Source organism: Bacillus cereus group sp. MG20 (assembly GCF_040459885.1).
In the GTDB taxonomy this organism is placed as follows: domain Bacteria; phylum Bacillota; class Bacilli; order Bacillales; family Bacillaceae_G; genus Bacillus_A; species Bacillus_A cereus.
The window spans coordinates 2,330,786-2,349,421 of the sequence record NZ_JARVHF010000001.1; the positions used below are offsets into that span (position 1 = coordinate 2,330,786).

Consider the following 18,636-nt stretch of genomic DNA (forward strand, 5'->3'; position numbering starts at 1 on the left):
CAGCTGGCCTTCTTAAAATATCCACCTTTTTCTCCCCTTAATAAATCATTTTTCTCTGCATTTCGTACATGAACTTCCCGAGATGCAATATCCAAATAAATGAGATTAAACCAATTAACACAAAATCGATATCACTAGCAGCTGTATATATAACGGCAGCCCACCATACATATGCCAATATTGTATTCGTAAATTCATACGCTTTATATCCAGCCTCATGCACAATGTGCTTTAATCCTTCATCTGCATTTTTCGTCCACATTTTCATAGATTCCATATACGTTACACCTTGTTCAGGATATAGCTTATTATAACGATTTTTTGTTATGAGTCCGATAGTTACTACAGTAGTTAAACAAACAATAGAAGCTACTAAATTCCACACCGCAAATGAAACATTTGTATCCTGCAACAGTGCACGTCTACATGTAATAACTGCATATACAAACCATGCCTGCGTAACTATATCACCTACACGTAAATATATACTTATAATGCCTAATTTTCTGCCTTGTACGCTCTCTTCTTCATCGCGTGCCTCTGCTAACATACGTGTATTCTTCCAAGTATAGTACATCATTAAAATTCCAAAAATAGTACATATACCTATAAATGTATTAGATGATAATTTTCTCGGTTCATCCGAGAGTAAATTTAAAGCTATATAAGACGTTAAAAAGCCACCCATCATACTTACTGCTATTTTCCCCACAGAATCAAATTGTTTTTTTCGCTTACTCTTCATCGTCCTCTTCCCCCTCTACTAACGTAAATATTTCCTCCACTGGTACATTGAAAATTTGCGCGATTTTTAAAGACAATACAATAGATGGTGCATAATCCCCACGTTCAATTAAACTAATCGTTTGCCGTGATGATCCAATCACTTTTCCTAAATCCCCTTGTGATAAACGATGCTTTGCTCGCAATTCCCTCACTCGATTTTGAAGCTTCATGTCTTCCCTCTTTTTCATTTATTTAATTAAAATTGTAAATAATATCCTTATTTTTGTCAATTATAATTGTCATTACGACTATAATAATTGACAAGATACTTATTTCTTATCCTGTATCAAATTCCTATAAAGAATGTAAAATGTACATTAAACATAGTCTTAACAATAAAATAAAAAAGGCAGTGCTTTTGCACTGCCTTCCTAAATTCTGACATAGAATGGATTTCATATTAGCTTGCGTTTTGTAGTAATACTCGTTTTAACTGCTTACGGAAACGAATACCTAACGTAACCGCTACAATCACAATAACTCCAAAAATGATTTTACCGATATGACCTTCTAGCACTCCAAAGATATCATGTAAGTTTCCACCTAACCAGTAACCACCGATTAAGAAGAATGATACCCAAAATAGAGCGCCTGAATAAATTGTAATGGCAAAACGACGGAATGGTAAATTAATAATTCCTGCAAAGTATCCTGTGAAATGACGTACACCAGGAATAAAGAAACCAATAAAAATTAAGAAGTACCCATACTTATCAAACCACATTCTCGTTAAGTCAATTTTTCTTTGTGTTAAAAATACGTATTTCCCATACTTTTGAATGAAAGGCATACCTAATTTATTTCCTAAAAAGTATTGAATCGTCATTCCTACACTTGTCCCAATAAAGGATAGAATAATTAAAATCGGTAAACTTAAATCACCCTTATGTGCTAAAAATCCCGCATATGCTAACGTTGGCTCTCCCGGAAACGGAAGTGCAATATATTCTAACAGCAAACCTACAAGTACAACATAGTACCCGTATTGCTGAAATAATTCATGAATCCATTCCATGTCATCTCTCCTTTCAATCACGTACAACTTCTTACTATTATTCTATAAAAAAATTGTCGAAATAACTATCACAATAGCTTACATTTTTATTACATTTTTGTAAGGGTCACACTAATGATTTCCGTTCTTTATTAAGTAGTTAAAAGCATTTTTTAAGTCGAAATAACAAAAAGACGCATTAATAATATGCAAATTTTATCCATTTTTTAACACTGAAAAACCTTTCTTATTTTGTTCTCAATAAAAAACCACCACAAACTCATGCTAACTTCATATTAGCTTCATATACGTATTGTAAGATTATATCGGAATTTGTTGAAAAATTTAACTAATATATGACTAAGCATTAATTTGAATAAATATAAGTCGTTTTTCGAAATTGAAAAAAGGGTGAATACGAAATGGAAGCATATAAAATGCACGATTTTATTAATACAAATGTTGAATCTCATCAAAATGAAACCGTTTTTAATTTACACATATGTGAAACAAGTGAATTTGACGTAAGTTTAACAAAATCTACAACACTATCTTTTATCGTTTCAAAAAAGAATATTAAAATTGTCACGAAAAAATGGACTAACTCAAACCAAGAAAGCATGATTGGCAAAAGCTACATCATTCCAACGAAAGCTTTTCACTATTTCTTACCAATTATTTCTGAAAATGAAGATGAGCTAAATATTCAAGTTCAAAGTTTTGGACTACGCGGCGAGCTTTTATTAAACGAAAGATTACTTATTGATAAAAACAACAAACACAACAGCAAAATCACTACATTCTTTGAAACATTAGATGAAAATGTAAATAAAGCATTACGAGGATTACAACTTCATTGTATGTAAGACTATTACGATCGTAAAAGGAGAATAACAATGAAAAAATTATTATTAAGCGCACTATTATCATTAGGATTTTTAACTCTTCCATTCGCTAGCGCAGAGGCCGCTACAACGAAAGATCAATTAATCGTAGACACTCAGTTAAATAAAATGGATTATTATCAGGATGGAAAATTTATAAAAAGTTTTACTGTCGCTACTGGAAAAGCTGCAACGCCTACACCTAAAGGCACTTTTCAAATCGTAAATAAAATTAAAAACCGCCCTTATTATACAGGCAAAATTAAAGGCGGCGATCCACGTAATCCACTTGGTGACCGTTGGCTTGGATTAAATATGGCAGGAACTTACGGAACAACTTATGCGATTCACGGAACTAACAATAATCAAGCAATCGGCAAATGGACAACACTTGGTTGTATTCGTATGTATAATAATGATATACACTGGTTATTTGAGCGCGTTCAGCAGCAAGCTACTGTCACTGTAAAATAGCCTAAAAACAAGATTTATGTGTAGCCAAGAATTTTATGTCTTGGCTTATTTTATTTATTCATTTACAGTAGCAAAACAACTGTATTTACATATATAATAGGAATAGATTTGATTAGCTAATATCCAAACATTGATAAACGTAGATATTAAAATTATACAGTTATAATGTTTTATAAATTTTATAATACATACTATAATAGAACTACTGTAATTCTGAACTAATCAGTAACACTAAACTATTCCCCTTGCTACTTTTATTATTATTTTATAGCGGGGGCTTATTATATGTATAAACAATCTGAGTCACTCGAAAAATGATGAATTCGAATATTGCAGTAAAAAGCGTTATTTAGGAGGTGTTACTATGACGCATATACTGGTGATTGAAGACAACCCAGATATACAAGAACTTATTCGTGAATTTCTAATGGCACAAAACTTTACTGTTGATGTAGTTGGTGCTGGAACAGAAGGTATTCTTCTTTTCCAAAAAAATTCATACGATCTTGTCCTCCTCGATGTAATGTTACCAGATATAGATGGCTATAGTATTTGTAAAATTATGCGAGGACAATCTGATGTACCAATCATTATGTTAACTGGCTTACATAATGAAGAAAGTGAAATTAAAGGATTTGAGTTAGGTATTGATGACTATATTACGAAACCGTTCCATTACACCGTATTTATTAAGCGTGTAGAGGCTGTATTAAGAAGGGCAGCAACAAAGGAAGCAGAAGCTGCAACTATACTACAATTCCATGAATTGATGTTAAATTCTACAGCATATGCAGCTTATGTTCATGGTAATCAAATTGAATTGACAACAAAAGAATTTGAAATTATTTATACTTTACTGCAAAATCGAGGAAAAGTATTATCAAGAAGTGATTTGTTGAATAAGGTATGGGGCTATGAACATTATGGTGATGTAAGAGTTATAGATACACATATTAAAAACTTAAGAAAAAAATTAGGAATTCCTTATATTAAAACGGTGAAAGGCATTGGCTACAAAATCGAATCGTAGCAAAGACAACATCACCAAAAATATTTTCATCAAAACCTTATTATTTTGTATTCTTTTATCACTTTGTCTTTATCAAATCATTTACTTTCTAGCTTCAAACTACGATAAAGAACGTTTTGTGAAAGAAAATGGAACGCCAACTACAGAACAGGCGGATTTAGATAAGCAAAACGATCAAAGTAAAACGAATCAAAATAAAGCTGTGTCAGAGGGAAACATTTCTAATTTCCAATCTTCTATTGTAGATTATAAATCTCTTTCTACAGCTATCAATCACCTTTTGCAGCCTAGCCAAACTGCAAAGGCAAAAGAACATACACAAAACCTTTCGGGGGAAAATAGCACTTCTAATCAGCTTACAGAAGCAGAAAAGAAAGCCGCTAATAATGATGCCTTACATACACAAAATGCAGCAAGTAAAACAAATGATACAAATGATAATCCAAAGTTAGCAGATGCGTTGCAGCAGTTAGCTCCACAGGTTGGCGCGACAATGCTTGCATTATCTCTACTCGGATCTTTAATGTACGCAAAACTAATTGCTAAACCTTTTCAATATATGAGCGATGCTTTAAAAGATATTATGAATCTTGATTTCTCAGATAAAAAGCTACTTAACAAAAATACAGATCAAACAGATTTTAATTTGTCAGTAGCCGCTTCACAAGTACCAAATATTGTGAAGAATTTACATGAAAGCAATCAAGATTTAAGAAATGAGCTCAAGAAGGAACAACAATTAGAACAATCTCGTAAAGAATTTATGTCTATGGTATCCCATGAATTAAAAACACCCATCGCAGCCGTTATGGGACAACTAGATGGCATGATTCACGGAATTGGAGCTTATAAAGATAGAGATAAGTATTTGAAACGTTCCTACGAGATGATGCAAGACATTAACATATTAACGGAAAAAATGTCGGAATTATCCAAAATACAAAACCCTCAATTTAAACCGAATTTAGAAGTCATTTCTTTATCTAATATTATTGAGGATGTTATAAAGAAAGTAGATTACTTTGTATCTGTAAAACAATTAAATGTACAATCTAATATTAAACACGACGTACAAATTTTAGCTGATCCTAAATTTATTCAAACTGCTATTTTTAACATTATTTCAAATGCAATTCATTATACAATTGACCATCAGCACGTATATATAAAGCTTTATGAAAAACCAAACGGTTACGCATTAGAAGTATTGAATACAGGTTCACAAATTGATGAAGATAAACTTGCTCATTTATTTGAGCCTTTCTATCGCGCAAACCCTGATAAACACGGTTTAGTACAAGGTAGTGGTCTTGGATTATATATCGTGAAACAAATATTAGATAAACATCAGTTTCCTTACGGGATACAAAACACAGCTCAAGGTGTAAAATGCTCCATTGTATTCCCAAAAGCAATGTAACATTCACTATAATTACATACCCCAAACTCATACTTCATGTGTGAGTGGCGGAATTTTGTAGAGTGTCTTACTCTGTTTCGTTCGCCCGTTATCCTTATTTGGATAGCGGGCGTTTTTTATTACTTAAAAGGAGGATTTTTTATGGATAAGTTTAAATATTCATTGCTCGTTTTATTCGGTGCTTGCAGCTACGGCATACTTTCAACTATTTTCAAACTCGGATTCATAAATGGATTTTCAGCACATCAACTATTAGGGGGACAATATGTCTTCGGATGGATTGGACTATTTCTACTCGTTCTTTTCTTTTCACGTCATAAAGTAACAAAAAAACAATTCTTTTCATTACTAACCGTCGGAACAACAATGAGTATGACTGGAATTTTCTACGCTATTTCTGTAGAAGAACTACCCGCATCTATCGCTGTCGTCCTACTCTTTCAGTTCACTTGGATTGGTGTCATTATCGAAGCAATTGCAAATCGAACATTTCCAAGCCGCGATAAGATCATATCTATCCTTATTTTATTTGCTGGTACATTGTTTGCAGGTGGTGTATTTGAAGGCCTCGGACAAAGTTTTTCTACGAAAGGGATTATCTTTGGACTATTAGCTGCAGTCTCTTTTTCATTCTATGTTTTTGCAAGCGGACGCGTTGCTACAGATGTTCCGCCTTATACGAAAAGCTTTCTTATGACAACAAGTGCGACTCTTATCGTATGTCTATTCTTCCCACCAACCTTTTTAACAGATGGTGCCCTGCAAGCCGGTCTATGGAAATATGCTTTCTTCCTCGGATTATTCGGCGTTGTTGTACCTGTCATTTGTTTTTCAATCGGTGTACCAAAGGTTGGAACAGGACTCGGTACAATATTAGGTGCAGCTGAATTACCAACTGCTATTATCGCTTCTATTACACTTGTACATGAAGTCGTAACATTCATGCAGTGGATTGGTATTATTTTTATATTGGTTGGGATTTTCACTCCTCAGCTGCTTACGGCTAGGAAAGAAAGGAAACACAATCGCGTGCATAGCGCTTGAAAAAATACAGAATTTATATAAAAGATATAACTGCAATTAAAATAAGTAAATTTATCTGGAGGTATAAATGACTATTTTAAGCATCATATTTTTTGCTATTATGTGTATCTTCTTCCTAATAAGATATATGAAAGAAAAGAAATTTTACGATTTACTTCTCATTCCCGTTTGTATATATGCAGGAGCAGTGAAAACTCCTTTCGTAGAGTACTTAAACTTTAATACTACATTTAAAATAACGTATGATATTGCAGCTATTATTCTTGTAATCCTTGCCGTACTTTTCTTTTTGAAAGATAAGAAAGAGAATCATACTGCATAACAAAAGACCTTTCATTTACTTGAAAGGTCTTTTTCTATATTTCACTTTACCGCTCCATATAGCTTCCCTACCTCATGCTCAATTTGTTTTACATCGATTCGCTCAAATAGTGGCTGCACGCTATCAATTCTACTTGGCAACGTATTTTGCGGTTCCCAATTTCGTTTAATAATCGACAATGTGCTTCTAACTCTTTCACTTGAAAATGGTAAAAACGGTTCAAGGAGATTTGCAAAATTAGCGATAAGATACACACAGTTATAAATCGTTTCTTCACACAAAACTGGATCATCTTCTCTTTGTTTCCAAGGCTGCTTTTCATCAAAATATTTATTTGCAAAACGTACTGCATCAAATATTGTCTCTAACGCCACCTTAAATTTAGTTTGCTCAATCGCCTCTCCTACATTTTTATATAATCCTTCTAATTTATCTTTCAGCTCTATATCAATAGTCCCCTTTGGTACAGTGCCATCATAATATTTTTCAATAAACTTTAATGTGCGGTTCACGAAGTTTCCATATGCTCCTAACAATTCACTATTATGACTGTAAATAAATTCACGCCATGAAAAATCAGTGTCACGATTTTCTGGTGCATTTACTGTTAAGAAGTAACGGATAGAATCTGGATCATAGCGTTCTAATATGTCAGGCACCCATACTGCCCAGTTTTTACTTGTAGATAATTTTCTTTTTTCAACTGTTAAATATTCATTCGAAACGATATGACGCGGGATTGCTTCTTCCCCTATTCCAAGTAATACCGCTGGCCAAATGACGGAGTGAAATGGAATATTATCCTTGCCGTGTACATAATATGTTTGCGCATCGCTATTCCAAAACTCTTGATCATCTTTTCCTGTTTCTTCAGCCCAATGTTTACTCGCTGAATAATATCCTGCCACTGCTTCAATCCATACGTAAATTTTTTTATCTTCATACCCTTTCACTGGAATTGATACCCCGATTGGTAAATCTCTTGATACAGCCCTATCTTGTAACCCTTCCTTTACATATCTTTCCGTTAATTGAATTGCATTATCACGCCATGTTCCTTTTTCTTTTGCGATTTCTACAACTTTTTTAATTTGCTCCTGAAATGTATGCAATGCAAAATAGAAATGCTCTGTTTCCTCTACAGATGGCGTACTACCACATAACTTACATTTCTTTTCTAACAAATCAAGAGGATCTAAAATAGCAGAACAAGCATCGCATTGATCTCCTCTTGCTGCTTCATGGCAATATGGACATATTCCTTCTACATAACGATCCGGTAAAAACTGCGTACACGTTTCACAATATGCTTGTTCCACTGTTTTTTTATAAATATAGCCTTCTTCTAATAAACGTAAAAAAACTTTTTGAACAGTTTCATGATGATGCTCGCTATCGGTACGTGTATAGCAATCATACGTAAAACCGAGATCACGAAAACATCGCTGAAATTCTTCATGATACTTATTAGCAATTTCTTTTGCTGTCACACCTTCTTGTTTTGCTCTAATTGCAATCGGTGTTCCATTGCAGTCACTCCCTGAAACATACAGCACATTCTCACCTTTTGCCCTGTAATAACGCGCTAAAATATCTCCAGGTAATAAACTCGCAATATGGCCAAGGTGTAACGAACCATTTGCATACGGCCAAGCGCCTCCAATAAAAATACTCATCTTATATTCCTCCTTTAAAATATAAAAAGCCCCGCCCCTATCTTAAAAAAGATAAGGGCGGGGCTGTATAAACAGTCGCGGTACCACCTTATTTCGCCAATCACTCACATAATTAGCCTTAACAAGTACGGAGCTCTATGCTCTTATACTGTGGTTTTGATAACGAGTACCAACTCTCGTCGCCGCCTACTATTATCATTTGATAAGTTCAGGACGAAGCTCAAAGGCCATTGTTCAAATGAATATTCTTGCTTCTTTTCAGCTACCGAAGCTCTCTGGAAAGAATATTTTCATTCTACTTTTCCTTTTCAATGCTTTTACGTATAACACGTATTTTACGACTAACTAACAGAAAAATCAAACTTTAAATCAAAAAAACAGGAAATCCCATCCTCCCGCCGAATACCTATACGTTCACAAAAGGAGTGATAACATTGAACCAAAAACAACTAAGCACTATAAATGAAAAAAGCTGGAATACAGCTGCTTATGAAGCTTGGACGAATCGCCATGGGGCACCGGAGGATTATGCGAAAAAAATCATGGAAGATCCCACACGCGAAGTAGCACATTATTTACCTTACATACAATCTCCAAAAGGAAAATGTATTATTAATTTACTCGGCTCAAAAGGAAATAAAGCTGTTGCTCTCGCCCTTTTAGGTTCTGACGTAACAGTTGTTGATATTTCAGCAAGTAATGCAAAATATGCAAATGAACTTGCTGCCGCCGCAGACGTCTCTATTCATTACATCGTTTCTGATGTACTAGATGTAAATCTCTCCAAATCATTTGATATCGTATTACTGGAGCTTGGTGTACTTCATTACTTTCTAGATTTAAAACCACTTTTCAAAAAAATTTCTCAACTACTAAAGCCAGGGGGGATACTTATCCTTCGCGATTACCATCCAATATACACAAAGCTATTAGGAGTAGACCATCCATCATTTCGAGCAAGTGGAAATTATTTCGATGAAGAATTAATTGAAGATGATGTTGCTTATAGCATCCTTCTTACAGAAGCACAGAAAGAATCGCTACCTAAAACAACCATCCGTCGCTGGACGCTAGGAGAAATCATTACAACACTTGCGGAAGAACATTTTAAAATTGAAAAACTAGTTGAAGAACATGGATCTCATCAAAGATGGGTCTTCCCTTCTACTGCACCAGAAGGAATCGAAGAACGTATCCCTGGTCTATATACAATAATTGCGACAGCATGCAAAAAAGGATCCCTTCACGGATAGGATCCTTTTTGCATGCTCACGCATATAAGTTGAGGTTGGAGATTACCATAATTCTGTAGAATAGGACACAAGATATTTCAACATTTCGTCTCTGACTTACGTCGTCAAAAAGGGGTATGACCAACATAACGAAGAGTAATGTTTTTAGTTGATACTGATAATCGTTATCAACTAATTAGAAGTATACATGATGTCATTTCAAATTTCAATAGCATTTCTAATATTTATTTATGAATTTTATGATATGCAAATGTATACATTTTAAGAACTTTTTCTAATACCAATCTGACTCCTTCCATTATCTGCTATAATTTTTATTGAACAGATTAATAACTTCATAATAATGTTTTTATTAATTTCGTTTTAAATATCTATAAATCATAATAAACAGTTTAAATGAGGGTAGGGGTAACGATGAAATATGTTAGTATTCGAAAAAAACTACTGTTCACACTCTTAAGCATTTCTTCTTTATTTAGCATTGCTCTTATTGTTATTCTTTCATTCGCCATGAATCAAGCAAGTGAAATCGAAACGTTAAAAAATGATGTATCGAAAAGAGCGACGATTTTAAAAGAACGTGGCGATTGGTTCCAAGGACAAGTTGCTGGTTTACAAGAATATTTGCTATCACATGATCAAAAAGGATTAGATAAGTTCAACCGAGAAGGGAAAAAATTAGCTGATACTAGAGAGAAAGTAACAAGTGACAAAAAGCTCCCAGAAGGAATGAAAGAAGCCATTTTAATGGGAGGAAAATGGCGTAGCGTCATAGATAATGAGGTACTCCCTCTTGCGCGTGAAGGAAAATGGGACGAAGCATCTAGAATTGCTTTAGCACAAACAGATTATGTAAATGATCTTTTAGGTCGTTTTAATAAATATACAAATGAAGAAAATGAGAAACGTGACGCATTAATTGCTGATGTCGAGTCTTCTTCATCACTTATTCAATATATTATTTTCTTCTCACTCATTACATGTACATTAACGTCTATTTTATTAGCATGGTGGTTCTCTGGTAAACTCGTTAAACCAATTCGACAAATTGATGAGAAGTTAAAAGAATTAGCTTCTCAAGATGGAGATTTAACGGCTAGATTACACGTAACGAGTAAAGATGAAATTGGTGACATTGCAAATTCCTTTAATCAAATGCTCACTAACTTACAGCATATAATAAAACAAGTTCAACAAACATCAACAAGTGTAAAAGAAGCTTCCGAAAATGTATTTATCGAAACAACCGCTTCTATGGAAAATACCGCAAGGACCCAAGAAACTATGAATGCTCTTGAACACAATATTCGTTCACAAGTTTCTAGCATTGAAGAAAGTTCAACCGCAATGGATGACATGGCAACGAGTGTTCAGCGTATCGCTGAGTCCGCCTCTTCTGTTACTAGTTTAGCTGTCACAACTTCAGAAAAAGCAGATAATGGGAATAAAGTCATTGAGAAATCTATTACACAAATGCATACAATTAACGAAGCCGTTAACGCTACATCACAAGTAGTTGAGCGACTCATTACACATACAAATCATATCGATACTGCACTTCAATCTATTTCGAATATCGCCGAGCAAACAAATTTACTCGCTTTAAATGCTTCTATTGAAGCAGCTCGTGCTGGTGAACACGGCAAAGGATTCGCTGTTGTTGCCGATGAAGTTAGAAAACTTGCTGAACAATCTCAACTAGCCGCAACTGACATTAACCATTTACTGCATCAAATTCAAGCCGATACAAAAATAGCAAATGACATGATGACACAAGGCCAAGCAGAAGCTTCTGAAGGAATTACGGTTATTCGTACCGCCGGATCTTCATTCTCAGAAATTGTTAACTACATTAACAAAGTCTCTACGCAAATGCAAGAAATGTCTGCAACTGCTGAAGAGATGGCTGCAAGCTCTGAAGAAATGAATGCAGCTTTAAATAATATCGCTTCTATTTCAAACGAAGTTGCTGCAGAAACATCACAAACAGCACATTCGGCTGGTGATCAAGTAAACAAAATGAGTATCGTGGCTAACAAATCATCTGAAATGAAAACAATCGTACAAGAACTTGAAGTTCTCGTTTCTCATTTCAAAACAAACGCTTAAAGTGAAAATGACACGAACTCAAAGGTATAGGAAAGCAAGTTTTACAGTCTCTCTTTTTTCACTTTAAAATATCTCTTTCTATCTCTCATTCCGTCTGCTATAATTCCTAAAGGAAATAAGAAAGCTTTATTCCAACTGGAGTAAAGCTTTCTTTCAATTTTTTACATTTATTAATTCTAATACTAAGATTTCACAAAGGAGGCTTTTTATCATATGAATTTTGTAAGTATCAGAAAAAAACTTATGTTCATGATGGGAACGATTTGCGCTTTATTCGGTATCGCCTTAGCATTTATTTTATTTTTTGCTATTGACCAATCTCGTAAAGCTGAAACATTACAAAAAGAAATTTCTCCACTGGCAACAGAATTAAAAGAACGTGGAGACGCTTATCAAGTACAGCTCTCTGCTTTAAGAGGTTATTTACTACAACATGATCAAGTCGAATTAGACAAGTTTAATGAGATGAGTAAACGTCTTGAGGATTCAAAAGATAAACTTCTTTCTAATCCAAATGCTTCTTCGTCCGTAAAAAGTACAATGGAATTAGGGTCTACTTGGAGAAAGTTCGTTGAAGAAAAAGTATTCACTCTTGCAAAAGAACAAAAATGGGAAGAAGCTTTACAAGTAGCTTCTTCAGAGAACGGAACTGTCTATAAAGTAATTGGTGACTTCACAAATTACAGTAATGAACAAGCTAAATTACGTGAACAATCTATTGAAAAAATTGACCAATCTGCACTCTTAATCGAATATGTTATTTTCTTATCACTTGTTATTTGTATTGTCGCTGCAATTATTCTTGCATGGTGGTTCTCTGGTAAACTTGTGAAACCAATTCAACAAATTGACACAAAACTAAAAGAATTAGCCTCTCAAGAAGGTGACTTAACGGCACGTCTACAAGTAAATAGCAACGATGAAATCGGTGCTATCGCAACATCATTTAATAAAATGTTAGAAAACCTACAACATATCATTAATCGTGTTCAAAAAACATCAGTGGAAGTACAAACTGCTTCTGAAAATATGCTAGAAAAAACAACTACATCACGCGAAGCAACAATAAAAGTTCAACGATCGATGTCTAATTTAAATGAAAGTATTCAATCTCAAACTGCTAGTATGGAAGAAAGTTCAACTGCAATGGACGATATGGCAGTAAGTGTTCAACGTATTGCTAATTCTGCGTCCTCTGTAGCAGAATTGGCTGTAGCCACTTATGAACATGCGAATGATGGAAATAACGTTATCCAAAAATCTATTACACAAATGACAACGATTCACGAAGCTGTAAATGCTACGTCAGAAGTAGTCGAACGTCTAATCACTCATACGAAATATATTGATACAGCTTTACAATCTATATCTAATATTGCTGAGCAAACAAACTTACTTGCTTTAAATGCTTCTATTGAGGCAGCTCGTGCTGGTGAACAAGGAAAAGGATTTGCTGTCGTAGCTGACGAAGTTCGAAAGCTTGCTGAACAATCTAAAACAGCTGCAACAGACATTAATCAATTACTTCATCAAATTCAAAATGATACAGAAATTGCCAATTCTATGATGTCTCAAGGGCGATCTGAAGCATCAGAAGGTATTAACGTTATTCGTGAAGCAGGTTCTTCTTTCACAACAATCTTGGAGCAAGTAAATCAAGCTTCTACTCAAATGCAAGACATATCAGCAACTGCTGAAGAGATGGCTGCAAGTGCTGAAGAAATGAATGCTTCACTTAATAACATCTCTTCTATCTCGACCGAAGTATCCAGCGAAACCGCCGCAACGGCACAATCTGCTGAACAGAAAGTTATCGTTATGAATGAAATGACAGTAACTGCTGGAAAAATGAAACAAACAGTTGAAGAGTTAGATCAACTCGTATCTCATTTTAAAACAGAATAGATTTTCAAAAATATCCCTCTTTCAAAGAGGGATATTTTTTTGAGCTCATTTCCTGCACATTATGCTCATTTCCGTTATAATGAGAATCGATATCATTAAAATATAGGAGGGGCTGCTTATGTCACAAGAAGCATTTGAAAATAAATTATTGGCCAATTTAGAAGCTGTTATTGACCCTGAACTAGGTGTTGATATCGTTAATCTTGGATTAGTGTATGATGTTACAGCAGATGAAAATAATAATGCTGTCATTACGATGACTATGACTTCTATCGGTTGTCCAATGGCTGGGCAAATCGTATCAGACGTTAAAAAAGTATTATCAACGAACGTACCTAAAGTTAATGAAATAGAAGTAAATGTCGTTTGGAATCCACCGTGGTCGAAAGAACGTATGTCACGTATGGCGAAAATCGCATTAGGCATTCGCGACTAGCGGGATAAAGAAAAAAAACCTGACACTCTAGTCAGGTTTTTTTCTCTTATTATTTTACGCCTACTGCATCATAAGCTTTCGTTACAGCTTGTACAGCTTTAGAGTTTTTACCATATAAATCTTCAGCTGACTGAAGTGCAGCTTGACGCATCATTTTGAAGTCAGAGTTTGCAGTTAAATATTTTGTAAGCGCACGGTAGTAAATTTTTTCTGTCGCTTCACGGCCCACTCCAGTTACTTTCACGCCGTAATGATCTCCGCCTTCAGATACTAAATAAGCAGCTTTATTATTAATACTACTGTTAATGTGGACGCCGCCATTATCAGCCGTTCCAGTATAACGTTTACTATAGTGATCTGGGTAACCTTCACTTGGTTTTAATGGGTTTGGAATAGACGCTGGATCTTTTAATGAACGAAGTGCATCGCCTGGTTTACCAGGTGTATAAATGTCAGCACCTAAATCCCAGCTCTTCTTCTCAACCATAACACCCATAATATCAGATAACGATTCATTTAACGCCCCTGACTCATTTTTATAAACAAGGTTTGCTGTATGCTCAGTTACAGCATGCGTTAATTCGTGACCGATAACATCAAGTCCAGCAGATAATGGAATGAATGTTTTTCCATCGCCATCACCATACATCATTTGCACACCATTCCAGGCTGCGTTATTCCAGCTCTCCCCTACGTGAACAGTTGAAATAAGCTTCGCACCTTTATCATCGAAAGAGTTACGATTAAATGTCTTTTTGTAGTAATCATATACTTTTCCTGCATTTACATGCGCATCAACTGCAGCTTTATCTTCGAAGAACTTAGATTTACTTTCAACTTCTTCTCCTGTATATCCAAGCCATTGTGAGAATAAATTAAACCAGTTCTCGTCCATATTTTCTGCATCAAATGTATGAACACCTTGTCCTCGTTTACCATCAAACAAGTTGAATTGTCCTGTTTTCGTATCTTGAGCAATTTCAAATGATTGTCTAGCACCTAATACTCCGTAACCAAATCCAGTAATGTTATCTACAGCGTTATATTTCTCAATAACATTTCCATTCGTTGCATCAACAAAATAATGCCAATATCCTGGAGCTGGTTTTGAAATCGATGCCTTAACTAAGTATGCAAGATAGTAATTACCGTCCTTTTCATATACAAATAAATCTTTTTTCACACCGTCATAACTCTTTACTTTACCAATTTCTTTCTCAATATCTGCCTTTGCAATTGTTTCTGCTTGTTCCGCAGTAATGCTTGCAGCTGCAGGAATATTTTTATCATCTAAATTCGGAATAACTTGTCCGAAGAATGCTTTTACATTATTCTCTTTATCAAGTGTAACAGTTTGATCAGAACCGTACACAGGAATGTTATTATGTTTCTCAACTAGCTTTACATGTGTCGTATCAGATTCAGCGTCTTTTTCTTCTCCAACGATATTAAAATGCTTTTCAATATTTCCTGCTAATTTAAACATATCTTTCTTACTCTCTAAGTATTGAAAGACCGTCTCTTTTTTATCTAGTCCTTCCGGTGCTTTCCATTCTTCACCTATGTATGCAGGTGTTTTAAATTCTTGATGATATTGAATTTTTTGTTCTTCCGCTTTCGTTGTCGTTGCCCCAAACGCTCCAAATCCCCCGGCGATAACAGTTAACGCTAATGCTGATGAAATGACTTGCTTTTTCACTATAACATTCCCCATTCCCATAAAGATTTTTGACACTTTTATACAATTCTGATTTTTACAGCTGATACCTCTACCAAAAATTTGAGAAACATTTTTCAGACAATTCCAATCAAAAAAGAGGACATCCTATCGGATGTCCTCTTTTTTTTACGCATTTTATTGTTTTTTCAATTCAATTGCTAAATAGTGTGATTGCTCTTTCGCTTGAATGTGAATATCTTCTTCTACCGCTTCTGCTGCATCCCGCATAACAAACGTTTCACCATTTATTACGCTGCTTCCTTCAATTTGTACAAGGTACAATTGACGGTCTTCTTTCACTGGAAAATGAATTTCTTTTCCAGCCTCTAATGATAAAGAATATAAATTCGCATCTTGGTGAATTTGAATTGGTGCATTTCCTTCTACTGAAGATACCATATGGAACCATTCATTTTTACGCTTGCTCCAATCAAATTTAAACTCACCATAGTTTGGTTTATGATCTGCGCGGTCTGGTAAAATCCAAATTTGTAATAAACGCAGCGTTTCATCGCCTAAATTATGCTCGCTATGAAATACACCCGTGCCAGCACTCATATATTGAACATGTCCACGCTCAATCGTTCCGCGATTTCCCATGCTGTCTTCATGTGTTAAAGCACCATCTACAACGTAAGAAATAATCTCCATATCACGGTGCGGATGCATATCAAAACCAGTTTGTGCCGCTACTAGATCATCATTAATAACACGTAACGATCCGAAGCTCATGTTATTTGGATTATAGTAATTAGCAAAGGAAAAATGAAAATGTGTATTTAACCAACCATGATTTGCTCTGCCCATATTTTTATGATCAACTTTTCTAAACATATCCTTCACCTCATATTATCTCGAATTCGAGATTTATTTTAAAATTTTTTTCTTACTGTAACTTTTTTAGTAGTGTTAATAATTGATTTTGTTCTTCTATATTTAAATTATGAAACTTCTCTGCTTGGAACGTTTCTTGAGGTGGGACAATTTCCTCATATAAAGCTCTGCCCTTTTCTGTTAACGAAATATATTTCGTAGTACCCTCTTGCTCACGATGAATCCACTCAAGCTGCTCCATTTTATTTAAAAGCTGCGTCACATTTCCTTTCGTAACAAATAGCTTATTTCCAAGTTCTTGTTGTGTTAAACGATCATGTCCTCCGACTTGAGCTAGCACATCAAACTGAGCGGCAGATACATTCCATTTTTTCAAATGCTGATTCGTCTCACGGATGCTCTTGTTATAAAAACGTGATAAACGAAACCATAATAGTAGCCCTAGTCTATCTTCTGTTTTCATTTCATCACCTCGCTCATTTTATATCATTAGTTTAGAACTAAACTTTATAAAAGTCAAATACTTATTTTTAATAAGCACAAAGAAAGCACAGCTCTATTTCTCCACTATGCTTTACATTAACTTTCTACTCTTATATTCATCCAATTTCCTCTCCGCGAACTTCCTCGCATCTTTTTCAATCCACCGCTCTTCGTACCGTTCACTTCCCACATACAATATATCTCTCTTATGCTGCATCGCATGGCGGAATTCATGCAGTAGCGTTTTGAGAACTTGCTCATACTCTTCCCATATACAAACGAAAATTAATTGCTTTTCTTTATGATAAAAACCACCTACTGGGAATAGGAACTCTTCTTCCTCTTCTCCTAATGATAGAAGCACATCGTTTGCATCACACGTATCACAAAAAATAACGGGCGTTTTACATACTTCAATAAGAGAAAACAAATCCTCTCTCAACTTTTTGACATCCCAAGGAAGCTCCGAATCCAACACATACCAATTCTCTACCTGTTGATATACATTTTGAAACTGGAGTTCCATTTCTCTTTATTCCCCTTTCCAAGCACCCTTTTTCTATATGTATGCCACAATATGGTAAATATTAAACATATTCTTTCATCCTTGAAAAAATGCCAATAAAAAAGGAATCTACGTCGACATAGATTCCTTTTCTGTAATCACTTTTTTTTCATCATTTTTTTTAATACAAAGTAACCAATTGCACAAACAATGGCAGCAAGTGCAAAGTATTTCACATATGGCCCCGCAACTTTATTTATACTTTCCCACTCTGTTCCTAATTTAAAACCTAAATATACAAACACAATTGACCAAGGAATAACAGCTAATGTAGTTAGCGTAATAAACTTAGTATGTGACATTTTTGCAATACCTGCTGGTATCGAAATAGCATGACGCACAACCGGAATAAAACGTGCGGTAAAGATAACGCCAGTTCCATAACGATTAAACCAGTCTTCAGCATAATCAATATGTTTCTTCTGAATTAAAATATATTTTCCATATCGCTCAAGAACAGGTCTTCCTCCATATCGACCAATCCAATAAATGAATAGTTGTGCAATTACACCACCAATTGTACCGAACGCGACAGCGCCCCAAAATGTAATGCTTCCTGTTGATACTAAATAACCTGCATAAGACAATACGATTTCACTTGGAATAACCTCTAGCATTAATCCAAGCATAATTCCCCAATAACCAAGTCCTTCTAAAAAAACTAAAACGGAATGAATCAACTCTCCTAACATCATTTACCT

At 34.8% G+C, this 18,636-nt stretch carries 19 protein-coding genes and 1 other annotated feature; of the genes, 10 read left to right on the plus strand and 9 right to left on the minus strand.

Going from position 1 to position 18,636, the window contains the following annotated elements:
• Window positions 1–37: 37 nt before the first annotated feature.
• The 3 genes from QCI81_RS12100 to QCI81_RS12110 all read right to left on the minus strand — a co-directional run bounded on the left by QCI81_RS12100 (window position 38) and on the right by QCI81_RS12110 (window position 1,801).
• Entirely contained in the window at window positions 38–745 is a 708-nt protein-coding gene (locus QCI81_RS12100) for a DUF3169 family protein (RefSeq protein WP_000837721.1), read from the minus strand.
• Entirely contained in the window at window positions 735–956 is a 222-nt protein-coding gene (locus QCI81_RS12105) for a helix-turn-helix transcriptional regulator (protein WP_000776173.1), read from the minus strand. The genes QCI81_RS12100 and QCI81_RS12105 overlap by 11 nt, the downstream gene beginning before the upstream one ends.
• A 230-nt stretch (window positions 957–1,186) precedes the next feature.
• Window positions 1,187–1,801 carry a DedA family protein gene (locus QCI81_RS12110; RefSeq protein WP_000454754.1) on the minus strand — a complete coding sequence of 205 codons (615 nt, stop codon included), beginning with the start codon at window positions 1,799–1,801 and terminating at the stop codon, window positions 1,187–1,189.
• A gap of 401 nt (window positions 1,802–2,202) precedes the next feature.
• Between QCI81_RS12110 and QCI81_RS12115 the strand changes: the two genes are divergently transcribed.
• From QCI81_RS12115 to QCI81_RS12140, 6 genes are all read left to right on the plus strand, one after another.
• The gene (locus QCI81_RS12115) at window positions 2,203–2,646 is read left to right on the plus strand and encodes a DUF3978 family protein (RefSeq protein WP_000388762.1); all 444 of its coding nucleotides are present in this window, start codon (window positions 2,203–2,205) and stop codon (window positions 2,644–2,646) included.
• A 30-nt stretch (window positions 2,647–2,676) separates the two neighbouring features.
• Entirely contained in the window at window positions 2,677–3,138 is a 462-nt protein-coding gene (locus QCI81_RS12120; protein WP_000735058.1) for a L,D-transpeptidase, read from the plus strand.
• Window positions 3,139–3,502: 364 nt separating this feature from the next.
• On the plus strand, window positions 3,503–4,168 hold the full coding sequence (locus QCI81_RS12125) for a response regulator transcription factor (RefSeq protein WP_000148833.1): 666 nt from the start codon (window positions 3,503–3,505) through the stop codon (window positions 4,166–4,168).
• Entirely contained in the window at window positions 4,146–5,588 is a 1,443-nt protein-coding gene (locus QCI81_RS12130) for a sensor histidine kinase (protein ID WP_098033351.1), read from the plus strand. Before QCI81_RS12125 ends, QCI81_RS12130 begins: the two co-directional genes overlap by 23 nt.
• Before the next feature lie 141 nt (window positions 5,589–5,729).
• Window positions 5,730–6,632, plus strand: coding sequence for an EamA family transporter (locus tag QCI81_RS12135; RefSeq protein ID WP_000357148.1), 903 nt, complete (start codon window positions 5,730–5,732; stop codon window positions 6,630–6,632).
• 67 nt (window positions 6,633–6,699) lie between these two features.
• Window positions 6,700–6,954, plus strand: coding sequence for a hypothetical protein (locus QCI81_RS12140; RefSeq protein ID WP_000154123.1), 255 nt, complete (start codon window positions 6,700–6,702; stop codon window positions 6,952–6,954).
• Between the two features lie 41 nt (window positions 6,955–6,995).
• On the opposite strand, the gene metG is transcribed toward QCI81_RS12140, so the two are convergent.
• Window positions 6,996–8,630 carry a methionine--tRNA ligase gene (gene metG / locus QCI81_RS12145; protein ID WP_353810757.1) on the minus strand — a complete coding sequence of 545 codons (1,635 nt, stop codon included), beginning with the start codon at window positions 8,628–8,630 and terminating at the stop codon, window positions 6,996–6,998.
• 50 nt (window positions 8,631–8,680) lie between these two features.
• Window positions 8,681–8,951: a binding site (T-box leader), on the minus strand.
• 113 nt (window positions 8,952–9,064) lie between these two features.
• Between metG and QCI81_RS12150 the strand changes: the two genes are divergently transcribed.
• From QCI81_RS12150 to QCI81_RS12165, 4 genes are all read left to right on the plus strand, one after another.
• Window positions 9,065–9,883 carry a class I SAM-dependent methyltransferase gene (locus tag QCI81_RS12150; RefSeq protein ID WP_098852442.1) on the plus strand — a complete coding sequence of 273 codons (819 nt, stop codon included), beginning with the start codon at window positions 9,065–9,067 and terminating at the stop codon, window positions 9,881–9,883.
• A 414-nt stretch (window positions 9,884–10,297) separates the two neighbouring features.
• Window positions 10,298–11,992, plus strand: coding sequence for a methyl-accepting chemotaxis protein (locus QCI81_RS12155; protein WP_098852441.1), 1,695 nt, complete (start codon window positions 10,298–10,300; stop codon window positions 11,990–11,992).
• 213 nt (window positions 11,993–12,205) lie between these two features.
• On the plus strand, window positions 12,206–13,897 hold the full coding sequence (locus QCI81_RS12160; protein WP_353810758.1) for a methyl-accepting chemotaxis protein: 1,692 nt from the start codon (window positions 12,206–12,208) through the stop codon (window positions 13,895–13,897).
• Window positions 13,898–14,015: 118 nt separating this feature from the next.
• Window positions 14,016–14,333, plus strand: a complete 318-nt coding sequence (locus QCI81_RS12165) for a metal-sulfur cluster assembly factor (RefSeq protein WP_353810759.1) — start codon at window positions 14,016–14,018, stop codon at window positions 14,331–14,333.
• 49 nt (window positions 14,334–14,382) lie between these two features.
• Here QCI81_RS12165 and nprB read toward each other — a convergent pair whose 3' ends face one another.
• The 5 genes from nprB to uptA all read right to left on the minus strand — a co-directional run bounded on the left by nprB (window position 14,383) and on the right by uptA (window position 18,627).
• Window positions 14,383–16,032 carry a neutral protease NprB gene (gene nprB, locus QCI81_RS12170; RefSeq protein ID WP_142340460.1) on the minus strand — a complete coding sequence of 550 codons (1,650 nt, stop codon included), beginning with the start codon at window positions 16,030–16,032 and terminating at the stop codon, window positions 14,383–14,385.
• Between the two features lie 156 nt (window positions 16,033–16,188).
• The gene (locus QCI81_RS12175; protein WP_098355599.1) at window positions 16,189–16,887 is read right to left on the minus strand and encodes a pirin family protein; all 699 of its coding nucleotides are present in this window, start codon (window positions 16,885–16,887) and stop codon (window positions 16,189–16,191) included.
• A gap of 52 nt (window positions 16,888–16,939) precedes the next feature.
• Window positions 16,940–17,350, minus strand: coding sequence for a MarR family winged helix-turn-helix transcriptional regulator (locus tag QCI81_RS12180; RefSeq protein WP_098355598.1), 411 nt, complete (start codon window positions 17,348–17,350; stop codon window positions 16,940–16,942).
• Between the two features lie 111 nt (window positions 17,351–17,461).
• Window positions 17,462–17,896 carry a DUF3920 family protein gene (locus QCI81_RS12185; RefSeq protein ID WP_000422799.1) on the minus strand — a complete coding sequence of 145 codons (435 nt, stop codon included), beginning with the start codon at window positions 17,894–17,896 and terminating at the stop codon, window positions 17,462–17,464.
• Between the two features lie 137 nt (window positions 17,897–18,033).
• On the minus strand, window positions 18,034–18,627 hold the full coding sequence (gene uptA / locus QCI81_RS12190) for an undecaprenyl phosphate transporter UptA (RefSeq protein ID WP_141544873.1): 594 nt from the start codon (window positions 18,625–18,627) through the stop codon (window positions 18,034–18,036).
• Between the last annotated feature and the right edge of the window lie 9 nt (window positions 18,628–18,636).